The sequence below is a fragment of the Microbacterium sp. F01 genome (genome assembly GCF_056156365.1).
Genome location: NZ_CM149592.1, coordinates 526,625 through 543,893 on the forward strand (window position 1 = coordinate 526,625; position 17,269 = coordinate 543,893).

Annotated in this window: 15 protein-coding genes; 10 read left to right on the plus strand and 5 right to left on the minus strand. The window is 72.7% G+C overall.

The genetic code is table 11. The features are described 5' to 3' along the window. The first annotated feature begins 124 nt into the window (after window positions 1–124). Complete coding sequence (locus tag ACVN90_RS02305) at window positions 125–1,015, plus strand: cation-transporting ATPase (protein WP_475100579.1); 891 nt, start codon at window positions 125–127, stop codon at window positions 1,013–1,015. A gap of 139 nt (window positions 1,016–1,154) precedes the next feature. Here the strand turns inward: ACVN90_RS02305 and ACVN90_RS02310 are convergent, their stop codons facing one another. Further along, on the minus strand, window positions 1,155–2,285 hold the full coding sequence (locus ACVN90_RS02310; RefSeq protein WP_475100580.1) for a Gfo/Idh/MocA family protein: 1,131 nt from the start codon (window positions 2,283–2,285) through the stop codon (window positions 1,155–1,157). Window positions 2,286–2,344: 59 nt separating this feature from the next. On the opposite strand from ACVN90_RS02310, the gene ACVN90_RS02315 reads away from it, so the two are divergent. Both ACVN90_RS02315 and ACVN90_RS02320 read left to right on the plus strand, forming a co-directional pair. After that, window positions 2,345–2,971, plus strand: coding sequence for a TetR/AcrR family transcriptional regulator (locus ACVN90_RS02315; RefSeq protein ID WP_475100581.1), 627 nt, complete (start codon window positions 2,345–2,347; stop codon window positions 2,969–2,971). 13 nt (window positions 2,972–2,984) lie between these two features. Continuing rightward, entirely contained in the window at window positions 2,985–4,043 is a 1,059-nt protein-coding gene (locus tag ACVN90_RS02320; RefSeq protein ID WP_475100583.1) for an FUSC family protein, read from the plus strand. A 12-nt stretch (window positions 4,044–4,055) separates the two neighbouring features. Here the strand turns inward: ACVN90_RS02320 and ACVN90_RS02325 are convergent, their stop codons facing one another. Both ACVN90_RS02325 and ACVN90_RS02330 read right to left on the minus strand, forming a co-directional pair. Next, entirely contained in the window at window positions 4,056–4,808 is a 753-nt protein-coding gene (locus tag ACVN90_RS02325) for a YidC/Oxa1 family membrane protein insertase (RefSeq protein ID WP_475100584.1), read from the minus strand. Window positions 4,809–4,892: 84 nt separating this feature from the next. After that, a complete protein-coding gene (locus tag ACVN90_RS02330; protein WP_475100586.1) occupies window positions 4,893–5,237 on the minus strand; it encodes a DUF6412 domain-containing protein in 345 nt (114 codons plus the stop codon). Between the two features lie 57 nt (window positions 5,238–5,294). On the opposite strand from ACVN90_RS02330, the gene ACVN90_RS02335 reads away from it, so the two are divergent. Then, complete coding sequence (locus ACVN90_RS02335) at window positions 5,295–7,436, plus strand: DEAD/DEAH box helicase (protein ID WP_475100588.1); 2,142 nt, start codon at window positions 5,295–5,297, stop codon at window positions 7,434–7,436. Window positions 7,437–7,443: 7 nt separating this feature from the next. Here the strand turns inward: ACVN90_RS02335 and ACVN90_RS02340 are convergent, their stop codons facing one another. Beyond that, on the minus strand, window positions 7,444–8,046 hold the full coding sequence (locus ACVN90_RS02340; protein WP_475100589.1) for a hypothetical protein: 603 nt from the start codon (window positions 8,044–8,046) through the stop codon (window positions 7,444–7,446). Window positions 8,047–8,262: 216 nt separating this feature from the next. Between ACVN90_RS02340 and ACVN90_RS02345 the strand changes: the two genes are divergently transcribed. From ACVN90_RS02345 to ACVN90_RS02370, 6 genes are all read left to right on the plus strand, one after another. After that, the gene (locus ACVN90_RS02345; RefSeq protein WP_475100590.1) at window positions 8,263–9,123 is read left to right on the plus strand and encodes a sulfurtransferase; all 861 of its coding nucleotides are present in this window, start codon (window positions 8,263–8,265) and stop codon (window positions 9,121–9,123) included. Then, on the plus strand, window positions 9,120–9,737 hold the full coding sequence (msuE, locus tag ACVN90_RS02350) for an FMN reductase (RefSeq protein ID WP_475100591.1): 618 nt from the start codon (window positions 9,120–9,122) through the stop codon (window positions 9,735–9,737). The genes ACVN90_RS02345 and msuE overlap by 4 nt, the downstream gene beginning before the upstream one ends. 158 nt (window positions 9,738–9,895) lie before the next feature. Beyond that, window positions 9,896–10,921, plus strand: a complete 1,026-nt coding sequence (locus ACVN90_RS02355) for a pyridoxal-phosphate dependent enzyme (protein ID WP_475100592.1) — start codon at window positions 9,896–9,898, stop codon at window positions 10,919–10,921. Then, on the plus strand, window positions 10,918–12,078 hold the full coding sequence (locus ACVN90_RS02360; protein WP_475100593.1) for a cystathionine gamma-synthase: 1,161 nt from the start codon (window positions 10,918–10,920) through the stop codon (window positions 12,076–12,078). Before ACVN90_RS02355 ends, ACVN90_RS02360 begins: the two co-directional genes overlap by 4 nt. A gap of 96 nt (window positions 12,079–12,174) precedes the next feature. Then, a complete protein-coding gene (locus ACVN90_RS02365) occupies window positions 12,175–14,217 on the plus strand; it encodes an oxidoreductase (RefSeq protein ID WP_475100594.1) in 2,043 nt (680 codons plus the stop codon). Between the two features lie 186 nt (window positions 14,218–14,403). After that, window positions 14,404–15,963: an SLC13 family permease gene (locus ACVN90_RS02370; RefSeq protein WP_475100595.1), complete on the plus strand. Its 1,560-nt coding sequence runs from the start codon at window positions 14,404–14,406 to the stop codon at window positions 15,961–15,963. A gap of 237 nt (window positions 15,964–16,200) precedes the next feature. Here the strand turns inward: ACVN90_RS02370 and ACVN90_RS02375 are convergent, their stop codons facing one another. After that, window positions 16,201–17,232, minus strand: coding sequence for an SDR family NAD(P)-dependent oxidoreductase (locus ACVN90_RS02375; protein WP_475100596.1), 1,032 nt, complete (start codon window positions 17,230–17,232; stop codon window positions 16,201–16,203). Between the last annotated feature and the right edge of the window lie 37 nt (window positions 17,233–17,269).

The following is a 17,269-nucleotide window of genomic DNA, read 5'->3' on the forward strand; positions in this document are numbered from 1 at the left end:
CTCCCGTCTGCGGCACGCTCGTCACTACGGATCCAGCGCCGGATCCCGGGTTGCCGGCCCTTCGGGGCGGAGGAGACCTTGGCGTTCTTCGTCACGCCACGTCTCCGACCCGGAAGGAAACCCCATGAGCTCGCTCAACCGTCTCTTCGGCCTCGCCGCCAAGGCCCTCGACTCGTCAGGTTCGAAGGGCGCGGGGCCCGGCGGGGGCACGGACTGGCGCGCGATGGTCCGCGATGTCGCCGGAGCGGTCACCGGTGACCAGCGCTCCGCGGCGGCACCACCCGCGGCCGCCCCGTGGCAGCCGACGCCCGCCGCGCCCGCGCCGGCGACTGCGGTCGGCCTCACGCCGCCTCCGGCGTCGACGGCGCCCGGCACCGCCGCGCCGCCCGCAGCGACGCCGCCCACCGCCGCACCCGCGACCGCCGCAGACCGGGCTGCGATCGCCCGCTACGAGTACCTGCTCCAGACCTCCGACCCGCATCAGGTCGAGGCCATCCACCGGGAGGCGTTCGCGCGGCTGACGCCCGAGCAGCGGGCACAGGTGCAGGCCGGGATGCGCACCGAGCTGCGTCCGGCCGAGCAGCCGCGCTCCGCCGACGCGCCGGACCTCGCGCACGCGGCGGCGCGCACAGAGGCGATGCGTCCGGGGGCGATGGCGGGCCTCCTCGCGCGGGTCGGGCGCGGTGGCAGCGGAACGTCGGCCGGCGGGGGCTTGGCGCGCAGCGCGGCGCTCGTGGGCGCGGGCGGGGTGCTCGGTGCCGTCGCCGGGGCCGCGGTGGTCAGCACCGTCGCCGTCCCGCTTCTGGCCCAGGCGGCGACGCTCGGCGTGGACTTCGACGCCATCGCCGGCGGCCTGGACCTCGACGCGATCGCGGGCGGGGTCGATCTCGGCGGTGCGGGCGACCTCGTCGCCGGAGCGTCCGAGCAGCTCGCCGGCGCCGGCGAAGCCGTGACGGGCTTCGGCGAGCAGATCTCGAACTTCGAGCTGCCCGGTCTCGGCGACTTCTTCCGCTGACGCGACGGAGATCACGGATGCTGTGGCCCGCGGCATCCGTGAACCCCTGTCCCTGGATTCGCGAGAGGGTAGATTTCCGCACGCAGCGTGGCGGAGATCTACCCTCTCGCGATTTGTGTGGAGCCCGGAACGGAGCCGATCAGAGCGTGGCGGCCAGCGGGTCGAAGTCCGCGGGAAGCGAGCCGACCTCGCCCAGCGTGCTCTCGACGTCGATGTACGTGCGAGACGCGGCTGCCTCCTCGATCGACAGGAGGGTGTCGAGCACGTGGTAGCCGAACTCGCCGGTGGCGATGTGCGGGCGGCCGCCGCGGATCGAGCGGGCCATGTCGAGCAGGCCCAAGCCGCGTCCGACGAGGACGCCCTCCTGCGGCACCTGGATGACCTCCTGCTCGCTCACGGAGGCGTCGGCGAGCGGCCGCGTGATCGTGATGTCGCCGCCGAAGTAGTTCGGGTCGGGGATCACGATCGTGCCCTCGGTGCCGTTGATCTCGACGATGCCGTGGCGTTTGAGCGGCGAGTCGGTGCTGTACAGGCTCTGCGCCTGGCCACCCTGCTCGAAGTCCATCAGCACCGACAGCGTCGAGGGGATCTCGACCGGGAACTCGGTGCCGGCGAGCTCGCCCACCTGCACCGTGCGCGTGGGTGAGCCTTGCAGGCCGAGGGCTGCGACCGACGCGACGGGACCGAACACGTGCACCAGCGCCGACACGTAGTACGGGCCCATGTCGAGGAGCGGTCCGCCGCCCTTCGCGTAGAGGAAGGCGGGGTTCGGGTGGAAGATCTCCGGACCCTGCCACTGGAACGACGTCGTCGCGAACAGCGGACGGCCGATGTCGCCGCGCGCGATCGCGCGCTTGGCCGTCTGCATGCCCGGGCCCAGCACCGTGTCGGGTGCGACGCCGACGCGCAGGCCCGCAGCGTCCGCCGTCGTGAGCAGTCGCTGCGACTCCTCGCGGTCGATGCCGATCGGCTTCTCTGTCCACACGTGCTTGCCGGCGGCGATGATCGCCAGCGAGACCTCGACGTGCACGGCCGGGATCGTGAGGTTCACGACGATGTCGACGTCGGGGTCGTTCAGCACGACGTCGATGCCGCCCGCGTGGGGCACGCCGTATTTCTCGGCCTGCGCCTTCGCGCGGTCCTCGAGGACGTCGCCGATCGCGATGACGCGCACGTCGGGGAAGCTCGACAGGTGGGTCAGGTACTGATCGCTGATGTTTCCGGCGCCGATGATGCCGACGCCGACGGCTCCGGAGGAAGACGTGGTCATCGGGACACGGTAGCACTAAAACCTCCATGTGGAGGTTTTACTTCGATAGCATTGTGCGCATGGCCGAAGAGGAGCACCAGCCGACCCCGCGCGGGTCGTACGCGAAGGGCGTCGCCCGTCGCCAGGAGATCCTCGATCGGGCCATCGAGGTGTTCGCGAAGCGCGGCTCCGACCGCACGAGCCTGCGCGCGATCGCCGAGGAGGTCGGCGTCACGCACGCTGCACTGAAGCACTACTTCGGGTCGCTCGAAGAGCTCCTGATCGCCGTCTACCGACAGTCCGAGGCCCGCGGCGACGACTGGGAGCCCGTTCCCCCCGATGTGACGCCCACCGAGCTGCTGCGCCGGTGGAGCGACCACAACCACGAGGTGCAGGGCCTCGTGCAGCTGTACTCATCGCTCGTCGCCTCTGCCCTGGAGGAGGGGCATCCCGCCGCGCGCGAGTTCGCGACCGAGCGCTTCGTGCGCGTGCGCACCGAGATCGCCGAACGCGTACGGCACAACCAGCGCACGGGCCGCATCCGTGCCGACGTCGATCCGGTGGCGGCCGCCGCGCTCATGATCGCGGCATCCGACGGTCTGCAGACCCAGTGGCTGCTCGACCCCGACGCCCCGCAGGACGCCGCGCTCGCGCTCCTCGACCAGCTGCTCTCCGAACCGGCGCGAGCCGAAGACCCCGCGGTCTGAGACGGGAGGACGGATGCCGCAGCACGGCGCCGGCCGGAGATTCACGGCCGACCTGACCCATGCGGTGTCGAGCCTGTTCCGCCTCGCGCCGGCGCCGGCGCCGCGGTGGGCGATCGGCCTGCGCGCGGCGATCGCGATGGCGGTGCCGATCGCGGTCATGACGCTGGTCGGGCGCCCCGACCTCGGCTTCCAGGCGGCGACGGGCGCGTTCGTCGCTCTGTACGGCACCCACATGCCGGTGCTCGAGCGGGCGCGCGTCGTGCCTTTCGTCGCCGGCGGACTCGTCGTCGCGGCGGTGCTCGGGGCCCTCGCCGGTCCGTCGGCGCTGGCGACCCTGGTCGGGCTCGCGGTGGTCGCGATCGCGGCGGCCATCGCGATGTTCGGCTTCGCCGTGGGGCCGCCCGGTCCCCTGTTCGTCGTGCTCGTCTACGGGTTGTCGGCGCACATCGTGGCGTCGGGAGCGGATGCTGCGACCTACGTCGCGGCGGTGGCCTGCGGCATCCTCTTCTCCTCGCTCGTGTCGCTCGCTCCGCTGGTGCTGCCGAGCCGCCGGCGGGTCGCTTCGCGGCCTCTGCGCGAAGTGCTGCCGGGGCCGGCGTGGCCGCCGGGGGCGCGGATGCTGGTCGTCCGCGTTGCGCTCGTGACGGTGGTGGGAATCGGGGTGGGACTGTTCGTCGACCCGGACCGCGCGTACTGGATCGTGGGCGCGGCGGTCGCCGTCGTGGGCGTCGCCGCGGACCGGCGGGCAGCGGTCAGCCGCGGCCTGCACCGCATGATCGGCACGATCCTCGGCGCGGGCTTCTACCTGCTTCTTGCTCCGCTGCCGATCCCGGCGCTGTGGCTCGCGCTGCTCCTGGGCGTGCTGCAGTTCACGATCGAGCTGTTCGTCGTGCGCAACTACGCGCTCGCCCTCGCCTTCATCACGCCGCTCGTGCTCCTGCTCACCGGCGCCGCGACCGGCGCGGTCGACTCCGTGGCGGTCGCGACCGAGCGCGTCGTCGACACGCTCGCCGGTGCCGTGCTGGGCGCCGCGAGCGGGGTGCTGCACGCCCGTGATGAACCGGCGACCTGATCCCGTCGCGACTCAGGCGGTCGCGAGAGGGTGGATCCACCGCAGCACCAGGCGTTGCACCAGCGTCCAGGCCACGGTCGTCGCGAGGTAGAGCGCGGCGGCGAGCGGCACGAACAGCGCGAAGACCGCGGTCGTGAACTGCAGCACGCCGGTGAGCTTCGCGATGCCGACGCCGGCCGGGGGCGCAGCATCCGTTCCCGTCCCGATCTGCGGACGGAACGCGCGCCGCGTGATCTCGGCCACCACGATGATCACGGCGAGGACGCCCGCGAACACGCCGAGGGTCGCCACGGACGCCGTCCCCGCGGCGACCGCGCCCACGAGGCTGGTGCCGAGGGGCACCGAGACGAGCTCGTGGGAGAGCAGCGCGTTGGCGTGCCCGGCGATCGTGGTGTGCAGGAAGAGTGCGTACACGATCGCGACCACGGGTGCCTGCGCGAGCATCGGCAGGCAGCCCGCGAACGGCGACGCCTTCTCGTCGGCGTAGAGCTTCATCGTCTCGCGCTGGAGGCGTTCGGGGTCTTTCTTGTGGCGGCGCTGCAGCTCTCGCAGCTTCGGGGCGAGGCGGCTGCGGGTCTGCTCGGCCTTCGCCTGCGCGATCCCCGCCGGGATGAGCGCCGCCCGCACCGGCAGGGTCAGGACGATGACGGATGCTGCGGCCGCGGCCGATCCGGCGAGGGGCTCGAGCAGAGCGGCGAGACCCATGAGGAGGGAGTAGGCCGCGTCGAGGATCGCGGCGACAGGCGGGAAGGCGTAGAGGTCCATGGAGTGTCCGTTCGTCGGTGTCGATTCGTGGCGTGCGGCCACGAAGGCACCGGCGTGCGGTCCTCGAGGGAACGGGCGTCGGGGCTACGCGGCCAGGGCCGCGGAACCCGGGGCGCGCGGACGGGAGTGTCCCGGAGCGTCGGGGTGGGACGCGGTGAGCCGCGTCGCGTCGGCGATCGCTCGGCGCGGATGCGCCGCGGTGGCGATCGCCCGAACGGGGGAGAAGAGGACGGCGATCGCGACGGCGAGGAGCGCGAGCGCCGCGACCACCGCGACGGCGATCACGAGGGCGCCGGTCTGCGGGTCGGATGCCGGCGCGATTTCGCCCAGTGAGCGGGCTGCGGCGCCGAGGAGGTCGGCGGCGGGGCGGAGGGCTGCGGCGAGCAGCTCGACGACGAGGCGCAGCACCGCGGTGAGGTTCTCGGCCACGCGCACCCCCTTCGTCGCGGCCACGGTAGCACGGGCCGGGAACCGGGTGTCAGGAGCATGGGGCAAGGTGGTGGGGTGACAGCGACGACCACGACCCGCACCGAAGCCCTCGACGTGCTGCGCACCCTCGTCGGCCGCGACGATGCCGACTTCCACGAGGGGCAGTTCGAGGCGATCGAGGCGCTCGTCGACGATCGCCGGCGTGCGCTCGTGGTGCAGCGCACCGGGTGGGGCAAGTCGGCCGTGTACTTCGTGTCGACACTGCTCCTGCGGCGGCGCGGCGCGGGACCGACCGTGCTGGTGTCGCCTCTGCTCGCCCTCATGCGGGATCAGATCGCCGCCGCCGCGCGCGCCGGCGTGCGCGCCGTGAAGATCGACTCGACGAATGCGCACGAGTGGGGCGACGTGCTCGCCCAGCTCGACCGCGACGAGGTCGACGTGCTGCTCGTGTCGCCCGAGCGCCTCAACAACCCCTCGTTCCGCGACGAGCAGCTGCCTCAGCTCGTCGCCCGCATCGGCCTCCTGGTCGTCGACGAGGCGCACTGCATCAGCGACTGGGGGCACGACTTCCGCCCGGACTACCGGCGTCTGCGCGACCTCATCGCACGCATGCCGGCCGGCGTGCCGGTGCTCGCGACCACCGCGACCGCCAACAGCCGCGTCGTCGCCGATGTCGCCGAGCAGCTCGACGCCGGCATTGCGGAGACGGATGCCGCGACCGCGGGCGTACTCACGATCCGCGGTCCGCTCGCGCGGGCGTCGCTGCGGCTCGGCGTGCTGCGCCTGCCGAACTCGCCGAGCCGGCTGGCGTGGCTCATCAGCCACCTCGGCGACCTCCCCGGGTCGGGCATCATCTACACACTGACCGTGGCGGCGGCGAACGACACCGCGCGGTTGCTGCGCGAGCGCGGGTACGACGTCCGCGCCTACACCGGGCAGACCGACACCGACGAGCGCGAGGAGTCCGAGGCGCTCCTCAAAGACAACCGTGTGAAGGCGCTCGTGGCGACGAGCGCGCTCGGCATGGGGTTCGACAAGCCCGACCTCGGCTTCGTGGTGCACCTCGGCGCCCCGTCATCGCCGGTCTCGTACTACCAGCAGGTGGGCCGCGCGGGCCGCGCCACCGACTCGGCGGACGTGCTGCTGCTGCCCGGTGTGGAGGACCGAGAGATCTGGCACTACTTCGCGACCGCCTCGATGCCCGATCGCGACCGCGCCGAACGGGTGCTCGCCGCGCTCGCCGCCGCGGGCGGGCCCATGTCGACCCCGGCGCTCGAGGCGGTCGTCGACATCCGCCGCACGCCGCTCGAGCTGCTGTTGAAGGTGCTCGACGTCGACGGGGCCGTGGGTCGCGTGCGTGGCGGGTGGATCGCGACCGGCGAGCCGTGGACCTACGACGAGGACCGCTACCGCCGCATCGCGGCCGAGCGCGTCGCAGAGCAGCAGCACATGATCGAGTACGAAGAGACCCGCGGCTGCCGCATGGAGTTCCTGCAGCGATCACTCGACGACGACACCGCGGCGCCCTGCGGCCGCTGCGACAACTGCGCGGGCCCGTGGTTCCCCACGGCGATCGCGTCGGGCGCGACGGATGCTGCGGCCGCCGCCCTCGACCGCGTCGGCGTGCCGATCGAGCCGAGGCGGCAATGGCCGACGGGGGCCGACCGGCTCGGCGTTGCGGTGAAGGGCCGCATCGCCGCGGGCGAGCAGGCGACGGAAGGACGCGCGCTCGCACGCCTCACCGACCTCGGCTGGGGCGGTGCGCTCCGCGACCTCTTCGCCGCGGGAGCCCCCGACGCGCCCGTGCCGCAGAACGTGCTCGGCGCGTGCGTGCGGGTGCTCGCGGACTGGCGCTGGGAGAGCCGCCCTGTCGCGGTCGTCGCGATGCCCTCGCGGACGAAGCCGCAGCTCGTCGACTCGCTCGCGCGCGGCATCGCCGAGATCGGCAGGCTGCCGTTCCTCGGGACGCTCGACCTCGTCGACGGCGGCCCGAGCGGGCAGCCGGGCGGCAACAGCGCCTTCCGCGTCGCGGGGGTCTGGGGTCGGTTCTCGGCGGCCGGGCTCGACCTTCCGGCAGGACCCGTGCTCCTGGTCGACGACCGCGTCGACAGCGGCTGGACCCTCACCGTCGCCGCCCGCGAGCTCCGTCGCGCGGGCGCGACCGAGGTGCTCCCCTTCGCCCTCGCCCTCCGCGGCTGAGCCCGGCCTAGGTCTCCGTCGGCGGCTTCGGCCGCGGGCGGCGCACGATGAGGTAGATCACGGCCGCCGCGACGAGCAGCACCACCAACACCACCCACGGCACCCAGTTGATCGGTGCGGCGGCGTTGTCGCCCGCCTCCGCCGTGGGCGACGGTGTCACCGACGGCGTCGGCGTCGCCGTCGGAGTGGGTGACGGCGTGGGTGTCGGAGTCGCCGTCGGCTCGGGCGTGGGAGTTGCCGTGGGCTCCGGCACCGCAGTGGGCACCGGCACGGGCGTCGTGGGCTCGGGCGTGGGTTCCGGCACCACGGTCGGCTCGGGCGTCGGCTCGGGGGTGGGCTCCGGCGTCGGCTCCGGCGTCGGGGCGGGGGAGCGCGTCGGGAGGATCCGCGTCGGTTCCGGCGTCGGCTCGTCGGTGGGCTCGGGGGACGCCGTCCGGGTCGGCAGGTTCGTCGGCAGACTTGTCGGAAGCGTGGTCGGAAGCGGGATCCCGCCGTTCCCGCATCCGGCGAGGAGCGTGAGGCCCGCTACGAGGGCGATCGCTGCGAGCAGCCGAGCTGCGCGGGGACCCCGCGGAGCCCGGGATTCACGTGTCGCGCGAGGGTGCGGCATCCGTTCCTCCATCGGTTCTTGCCGCATCGTATGGCCCGGCGCCCGGCCCGACCCGGATTCGCATCGAGACACTCCGTGCGTGCGGTGCCGTCGCCGCGCCCGTGACGGCGTCCCGGTGACACTGCGTATGACCGCGTGTGACGCTCCGTGTCGTCGTGTCGCGGCGTGTGTCGTCACGACATCCCACGCGGTCCGCGGGCGGGCGAGCATGGCCGCATGCCTTCCCCACTCATCTCGCCGACCGAGCTCGCCGACCTGATCCGCAGCGGCACCCCGCCGCGGATCCTCGACGTGCGCTGGCGGCTCGACCAGCCCGAGGGTCGGCCGGCGTACCTCGACGGGCACCTGCCCGGCGCGGTCTACGTCGACCTCGACCATGAGCTGGCGCGCCGCGGCGACCCGCGTGAGGGGCGCCATCCGCTGCCGCCTCGCGAGCGGCTCGAGGCGGCGGCGCGGCGGTGGGGCATTCGCGACGGCGACACCGTCGTCGCGTACGACGACGTGCACTCGGTCGCCGCCGCGCGCGCGTGGTGGGTGCTGACGCGATCCGGGCTCGCCGATGTGCGGGTGCTCGACGGCGGCCTGCGCGGCTGGCTGGCCGAGCGACTCCCGCTCGAGACGGGCGATGTGCTGCCCCGGCCACCGGGGGATGTCGTGCTCGACGAGATCACCGAGGGCGTCGCCGACATCGACGGCGTGGAGGAGTGGCCCGACCACGGTCTGCTGCTCGACGTGCGCGCGCCCGAGCGCTACCGCGGCGACGCCGAACCGCTCGACCCGGTCGGCGGACACATCCCCGGTGCGGTGAACCTTCCGACGACGGTGCACCTGACCGCGGGCAAGTTCCGTTCGCCCGACGAGATCCGTGCCGAGTTCGCGGCCGCGGGCGTCGTCGACGGCGTTTCGGTGGCGGCGTACTGCGGCTCGGGCATCGCGGCGACGCACACGGCGCTCGCAGGAGCGCTCGCCGGCATCGACGTGGTGGTCTACCCCGGGTCGTGGAGCCAGTGGTCGCGCTCGCGCGGCCGGCTGGCCGCGGTCGGCCCCGCACCGTCGCTGGACGTGGTGCCGGTATGACCGAGGTGCTGCGGGAAGCACCCGCCGTCCGGACCATCGCCGACCGTCCGCTGCGCGTCGTAGGCGTATCGGGCTCGCTCCACGAGCCGAGCCGCACCACCGCGCTGGTGCGGACGATTCTCGCGAGCGTGGCCGAGCGCATCCCGGCCGAGACGGAGCTCATCGAGGTCGCCGCGCTCGGCGCTGGGTTCGCGGGCGCGCTCACGCGCGAGGAAGTCGCTCCCGAGGTCGAGACCGCCCTGCAGGCGATCGAGTCCGCCGACCTGCTCGTGGTGGCGAGTCCGGTGTACCGGGCGTCGTTCACCGGGCTGTTCAAGCACCTGTTCGACTTCGTCGGCCAGTACGACCTCGTGGGCACGCCGGTGCTCCTCGCGGCGACCGGCGGCGGCGAGCGGCACGCGCTCATCATCGAGCACCAGCTGCGGCCCCTGTTCGGCTTCTTCCAGGCGCTGACCCTGCCGATCGGCGTCTATGCGTCGAACAGCGACTTCGTCGACTACCAGCTCACCTCACCCGAGGTCGCGCGTCGCGTCGTGCAAGCCGTCGACCGCTCGCTTCCGCTTGTCGAGCAGGCCGCGCTCGTCCGCCGTTCGGAGTACGTCGCGACCTGGTGACACCGCGTCTCGACGCGGTGCCGCCCGGCCCCATAGACTGACGCACGTGTTGACCTGTCGGTGTTGTCGCCCCTGTCGGTGAAGCGTTCGCTTCACACAGACTTCCGCGACCCCGACAACCTCCCGCGCACCCGCGCGGCAACACACCAGGACACAACGTGCGTTACGCCCAGAGCGTGGCCGACCTCGTCGGCAACACCCCCCTCGTCCAGCTGACCCGTGTCACCGACGGCATCGCCGCGACGGTGCTCGCGAAGGTCGAGTACTTCAACCCCGGCGGCTCCGCCAAGGACCGCATCGCCCGCCGCATCATCGATGCCGCGGAACGTGACGGCCTCCTGAAGCCCGGCGGCACGATCATCGAGCCGACCAGCGGCAACACCGGCGTCGGCCTCGCGCTGGTCGCCGTGCAGCGCGGCTACCGCATGATCTTCGTGGTCCCCGACAAGTTCGCGGGGCCCAAGGTCGATGTCCTGCGGGCGTACGGCGCCGAGGTCGTCGTGACCGACACGAGCGTGCCGCCGGAAGACCCGCGGTCGTACTACAGCGTGTCGGACCGGCTCGTGCGCGAGATCCCCGGCGCGTTCAAGCCGAACCAGTTCGCGAATCCGAACGGCCCGCTCAGCCACTACGAGACGACCGGCCCCGAGATCTGGCGCGACACCGACGGACGGGTGACGCACTTCGTCGCCGGCATCGGCACCGGCGGCACGATCACCGGCACAGGCCGCTACCTGCACGAGGTGTCGAACGGCGCGGTGCGCGTGGTCGGGGCCGACCCCGAAGGGTCGATCTACTCCGGCGGTCCCATCCACGGCTATCTCGTCGAGGGCGTAGGCGAGGACTTCTGGCCCGAGAGCTACGACCCGTCCGTGCCCGACGAGATCCACCGCGTCTCCGACGCCGAGACCTTCGAGATGACGCGCCGCCTCGCCCGCGAGGAGGGTCTCCTCGTCGGCGGATCGAGCGGCATGGCCGTGGTCGCCGCACTGCGGACGGCCCGCGACCTTCCCGCCGACGCCGTCGTGGTCGTCCTCCTGCCCGACCACGGCCGCGGCTACCTCAACCGGTTCTACGACGACGGCTGGATGCACGACCACGGCTTCGATGTCGCGACCGCCGCGCCCGGCGCGCACACCGGCCCCGCGGCATCCGTCACCCCCACTGAAGGAGCACCCGAGTGACCGACTCCACGAACGACCGCGGCTTCGAGACCCGGGCGGTGCATGCCGGGCAGGCCTTCGACCCGACGACGGGCGCGGTGATCCCGCCGGTGCACTTCTCGACGACGTACGCGCAGGACGGCATCGGCGGACTCCGCCAGGGGTACGAGTACGGGCGAAGCGGCAACCCGACGCGAACCGCGCTCGAGACCCAGCTCGCCGCGCTGGAGGGAGGGGCGCACGCGCTGTCGTTCGCGTCGGGCCTCGCCGCCGAGGACGCGCTGCTGCGCGCTGCGCTGAAGCCCGGCGACGAGGTGCTGCTCGGCAGCGACGTGTACGGGGGCACGTACCGCCTCATCGCTCGGGTGCTCGGCGGGTGGGGCGTCGGTGTGCGGGTCGTCGACATGAGCGACCTCGACGCGGTGCGCGCGGCCCTCGAGGAGCGCCCGGCGCGCATCGTGTGGGTCGAGACGCCGAGCAACCCGCTGCTGCGCATCACCGACATCGCGGGGCTCGCACAGCTCGGCCACGACGCCGGTGCCCTGGTCGTCGTCGACAACACGTTCGCGTCGCCCGCGCTGCAGCAGCCGCTGGCCCTCGGCGCCGATGTCGTCGTGCACTCGACGACCAAGTACCTCGGTGGGCACTCCGACGTCGTCGGCGGCGCGCTCGTCCTGAACGACGACGCCCTGTACGCCGAGGTGAAGTTCCTGCAGTTCGCTGTCGGCGCGGTCTCGGGGCCGCTCGATGCGTGGCTCACGACCCGCGGCATCAAGACGCTGGCCCTCCGCATGCAGCGGCACAGCGAGAACGCGCAGGAGATCGCGGAGTTCCTCTCTGGCCACGGCTCGGTCGCGCGCGTCTACTACCCGGGTCTCGCCTCGCACCCTGGCCACGAACTTGCCGCCCGGCAGATGAGCCGGTTCGGCGGGATCGTGTCGGTGGCCCTGGCGGATGCCGCGTCCGCACGTCGCTTCGCCGAGTCGACGCGCCTGTTCCAGCTGGCCGAGTCGCTCGGCGGCGTCGAGTCGCTCATGAACTACCCCGATGAGATGACCCACGCCTCGGTGCGCGGCACCGAGCTCGCCGTCCCGCCGGAGGTCGTGCGCCTCTCGGTCGGCATCGAGTCTGCCCCGGACCTCCTCGCCGACCTCGACCAGGCGCTTTCCGGGCTCTGACTGCGTCCACTCGAGCGGCTCGCGGTGCCGCGCGTGCGTGCGGCAAGCCGTTCTCTCCAAGTCAACGGGGTGGGGGACGAACGTAGGCTCGGGGGCATGACCGCGAGCCCCGGTGTCCGATCCTCCGTCCTCGCGCAGCCGCTGCGGATCGGCGGAGTCACCGTGCCGAACCGCATCATGCAGACGGCGCACTCGAAGCAGTACTCCGACCGCGTCGAGTCCGACCGCGAGACCGCGTACTACGTGCGCCGCGCGCTCGGCGGCTGCGGGCTGTTCGTCGCCGGCAACCACTTCGTGCACCCGACCGGGTCGATCCGGGGCTTCGAGGATGCGTATCGCCCCGAGGGGGTCGCCGCTTCGAAGAGCATGACGGATGCTGTGCACGAAGCCGGTGCGAAGATCTTCGTGCAGCTGAACCACCATGGGGCGCAGGCGCAGCCCGACGGGCCGGACGGGCAGCGGACGGTGTACGCGCCGTCGCGGCTGATCTCGCCGTCGACGGGGCACGCGACTCGGGCGATGGACCACGCCGACATCGCGTCCTTCGTCGAGGGGTGGGCGCTGTCGGCCGAGCACGCCCGCGACGGCGGGTTCGACGGCGTCGAGATCCACATGGCGCACGGGTACCTGCTGCACCAGTTCCTCTCGCCGCTCTACAACGCCCGCGAGGACGAGTACGGCGGCGATCTCGAGGGCCGCACGCGGTTCCCGCGCGAGGTGCTGCGGGCGGTGCGCGCGCGGGTGGGTGACGACTTCACCGTGGGTATCCGCATCGTGGCGAACGAGTTCCACCCGGACGGGATCGACGGCGCCGGCATGCGCGAGGTCATCGCGCGCCTGAGGCAAGAGGCCCGCATCGACTTCCTCGACCTCGCTGCCGGCGGCTACCACAACGTGCACTACGTCTTCCCGTCGTCGCCCATGCCGTACGCGTGGCTGCGCGACGACGTCGCCGCGGTCAAAGTGTCGAACCCCGACGTGCCGGTGTTCGGCGTCGGCGCCGCCCGCTCGGTCGAGGAGGCCGAGGAGGTCGTCGCCTCCGGCGTCGCCGACATGGTCGCGCTCACGCGCGCGCAGATCGCCGACCCGGATCTCGGGCGCAAGCTGCTCGGACTCGAGCCCGTCGATACGGGGGAGCGCGGCATCCGTCATTGCATCCGCCTGAATCAGGGATGCCTCGGCCGCGGCAGTCGCGGACTCGCGATGTCGTGCACCGTGAACCCGCTGGCGGGCCGCGAACTCGAGCGCGGAGAGCGGCCGCACGCGGCGTCGCCTCAGCGTTGGGTTGTCGTGGGCGGCGGGCCGGCGGGAATGCGCGCCGCCGTCGAGCTCGCGACCGACGGGCACGCGGTCACGCTGCTGGAACGATCGGACGCACTCGGCGGACAGCTGCGCCTCGCCCGGCGCGTTCCGGGACGGGAGAGCGTCGGTCTGCTGGTCGACGACCTCGAGCGCGACCTGGCAGCGGTGGGCGTCGACGTGCGGCTCGACGTCGAGGCGACGGCCGACACGCTGCGCGGGCTCGGGGCGGACGGCATCGTGGTCGCCACCGGCGCCGTCGCGCCGGCGACGACCTCGCTCGCCCTCGGTGGCGCGTATGTGGGCGGGTTCCCGGCCGACGGCACGATCGACGCGTTCGCCGCCGTGTCGGGCGCCCCGCTCGGCCGTCGGATCGCGGTCGTGGATGCCGACGGCACCGCCTACGCGGCCGGCATCGTGCTGACGCTGCTCGAACGCGTCGACGAGCTCGAGCTGATCACGCCTTTCGAGACCGTGTTCCCGCACATCGGCGCCGGGTACGACCGGCCGCTGCTGCTCGAGCGCCTCGGCGCGCAGGGCGGCTTCCGCCGGAGCGTCGCGCACCGCGTCGAGCGCATCGAACCCGGCGCCGTGACCGCGCGCGACGCGCTGACCGGCGTGGCGGATGCGGTCCGCGGCGTCGACGCCGTCGTCGCGATCGAACCCCGCGCCTCGGTCGCCATCCCCGGTCTGGTGCCGGATGCTGCGGCCGAGGCATCCGTCTCTCCACGTGTCGTCGTGATCGGCGACGCGTTCGCGCCCCGCACGATCGACGCCGCGCTCTTCGAGGCCGTCGAGCTCGCCTACGACGTGGCGGGCCTCGCGACCCTCCGCGGCTGAGGTCCGCGCGGCCGCGGGCGGCAGCATCCGTCTCCCCTCCCGTTCGACAGGTCAACCGCGGTTCCGTAGGAGTTGTCCCGCGCAAACGCTCCGGTCGAGGCCCGGTTGACCTGTCGAAGCGGTGAGGACACAGGCCCAGGGATGCCCATCCCCCGTCCCCGGGAGGGCGGTGGCTACGCTGGGCGGGTGGACCCCGTCACCGCAACGCTCGTCATCCTCGTGCTCGCGGTGATCGCATTCGTGAGCAACCGCGTGCCGATCGGGATCGTGGCGATCGGCGTCGCGCTGGCCCTCTTCTTCACCGGCGTGCTGACGCTGCCGGAGGCGCTCGCGGGGTTCGGCGATCCGACGGTGCTGTTCATCGCCGCACTGTTCGTGGTGAGCGAGGCGCTCGACGCCACGGGCGTCACAGCGTGGGCGGGGCAGAAGGTGATCGGCCGCGCCGGCACCAAGCGAACGACCCTCCTGATCGTGATCGCGCTGCTCGTCGCCGGACTCACCGCCCTCATCAGCATCAACGGCGCGGTCGCCGCACTGCTGCCGCTCGTGGTGGTCGTCGCCGCCCGCGCGGGCGTCGCGTCGTCGAAGCTTCTCATGCCACTCGCGTTCGCCGCATCCGCGGGGTCGCTGCTGCTGCTCACCGGCACGCCCGTCAACATCATCGTCTCCGACTTCGCCGCGAGCGCGGGCGGGCGCGAGTTCGGATTCTTCGAGTTCGCGCTGGTCGGCATCCCGGTGCTCCTCGGAACTGTCGCGATCCTCCTCGCCGGCGGGGCTCTCGTTCCCGAGCGCAAGGGCGCACTGATGCCGCTCGACCTCGTGCGGCATGCGCGCCTGCTGCGCCAGCAGTACTCGCTCACGCTCGACACCGGCGTCCTCCTCGGGCCCGAGACCGGCGTCACCGAGGTGGTCGTGGCGCCGCGCTCGCCGCTCATCGGCAAGCACGTGTGCGCCGGAATGACGACGCCCGACGGCGACCTGGTGGTGCTCGCGGCGCGCCGCGGCGACGAGCAGCTCAAGGGCACCGAGTTCGTCGTGCAGGCCGGCGACGCCCTGCTGCTGCAGGGCGCGTGGGACGACCTGACGCGCCGCACGAACGATCCCGGCGTTCTCGTGGTCGACGATCCCGCGCAGCTGCGCCGATCGGTTCCGCTCGGCAAGGGCGCGAAGCGCGCGATCGGCATCCTGCTCGCGATGATCCTGCTGCTCGCGACGGGGCTGGTTCCGCCCGCGGTGGCGGCGCTCCTCGCCGCGTGCGCCCTGGTGCTCACCCGGACGGTCACGGTGACGCAGGCGTACCACTCGATCTCGTGGACCACCATCGTGCTCATCGCCGGCATGATCCCGCTGTCGACCGCGTTCATCAGCACCGGCACGGCGGACCTCGTGGCGAACTGGATGCTGTCGGTCCTCGGCGACGCCGGGCCGCACGTCGCGCTGCTCGCCCTGTGCGGGCTCACCGTGGTGCTGGGGCAGCTCATCAGCAACACCGCGACGGTGCTCATCGTCGCGCCCATCGCGATCTCGGTCGCGCAGTCGCTCGACCTCTCGGTGCAGCCCTTCATGATGGCGCTGACCGTCGCGGGTGCGGCCGCGTTCCTGACCCCGATCGCGACGCCCGCGAACCTCATGGTGATGGAGCCCGCCGGCTACCGCTTCGGCGACTACTGGAAGCTCGGCGTTCCGCTCGCGCTGTTCTTCCTCGTGATCGCGGTCTGGTACGTCCCGATAGTCTGGCCTTTCTAGCGGGGGAAACGGATGCCGCGCCCCCGGTGCAGCCCGCTGGGTCGCAGCATCCGTCACCACCCGTCTTCGGGTGCGATGTCCGGACGTCGCAGCGCCTGGTGCGGGGTTCGTCCGCGATGTCCGGACTTCGCGCGACGCCTCGGCGGTTCGGGCCCGCGGGGGCGTCGCGATGTCCGGACTTCGCGCGACGCCCCGGCGGACCCGAGGGCCGGGCCCGCCGGGGCGTCGTGGGGCGGGTCAGGCGGCCGACCAGCCGCCGTCGCTCGCGAGGTTCTGGCCGTTGACGTTGACGCCGTCGTCGCTCAGCAGGAACGTGATCGACGCGGCCAGGCGGTCGGCGGCCACGGGCGGCGTCATGACGGCCATGCCGGCGCGCACGCGGTCGGCGCCGAGCGGCGAGTTGAACTTCGCCTCGATGTTGGTGATCACCGCGCCCGGTGCGACGGCGTTCACACGGATGCCGCTCGGGCCGTACATGAACGCGCTCGACTTGGTGAGGCCGACGACCGCGTGCTTCGACGCGGTGTAGGCGGCACCGGCGGAGGAACCGCGAAGGGATGCCTCGGACGAGGTGTTCACGATCGAGCCGCCGCCCTGCGCGAGCATGGCGGGGATGACGGCGCGCATGAGCTTCATCGTGCCGGTGACGTTCACGCGGAAGACGCGGTCCCACACGGCGTCGGTGACGTCGCCGACCGGGGTCATGTCGTCCATGATCCCGGCGATGTTCGCGAGTCCGTCGATCCGCTCGCCCGCCGCTTCGACGATGCGGGCCACGCCCTCGTCGTCGGTGATGTCGGCCGTGAGGGCGACGACATCGGCGCCGGCGTGCGCGGCGACGAACTCGTCGAGGCGCTCCTGGCTGACATCGACGGCGACCACGCGACCGCCTTCGCGCGCGACGCGCGACGCGGTGGCGCGGCCGATGCCGGAACCGGCGCCCGTGACGATGACGGTCTGACCCGTGAAGCGGCCGGAGGTGACCTTCTCGGCCCACTCGGCCTTCGGGGTCTCGGCGGCGGCATCGGCCTCGGCGGGGACGCCGTCGGGGTTGACCTGTGCGACGAGCGCGTCGAGGGCGGCCTGCGGGAAGGCACCGCCGCTCATCGCGACGAGGTTGCTGATCGGGAGGCCGGCGATGGGCGCGAGGGCCTCGGCGCTCTGGCCGCCCTGGGCGAGCAGGCCCCGCAGCGCGGCGCCGCCGGCGGGATCGTCGAGCCAGGTCTGGATGGTGGATGCTCCGGTCAGGGGAGTGGTGGTGGTGCTCATTTCTTTCCCTTCTTCATGCAGTTCAGCGGGGCTGCGG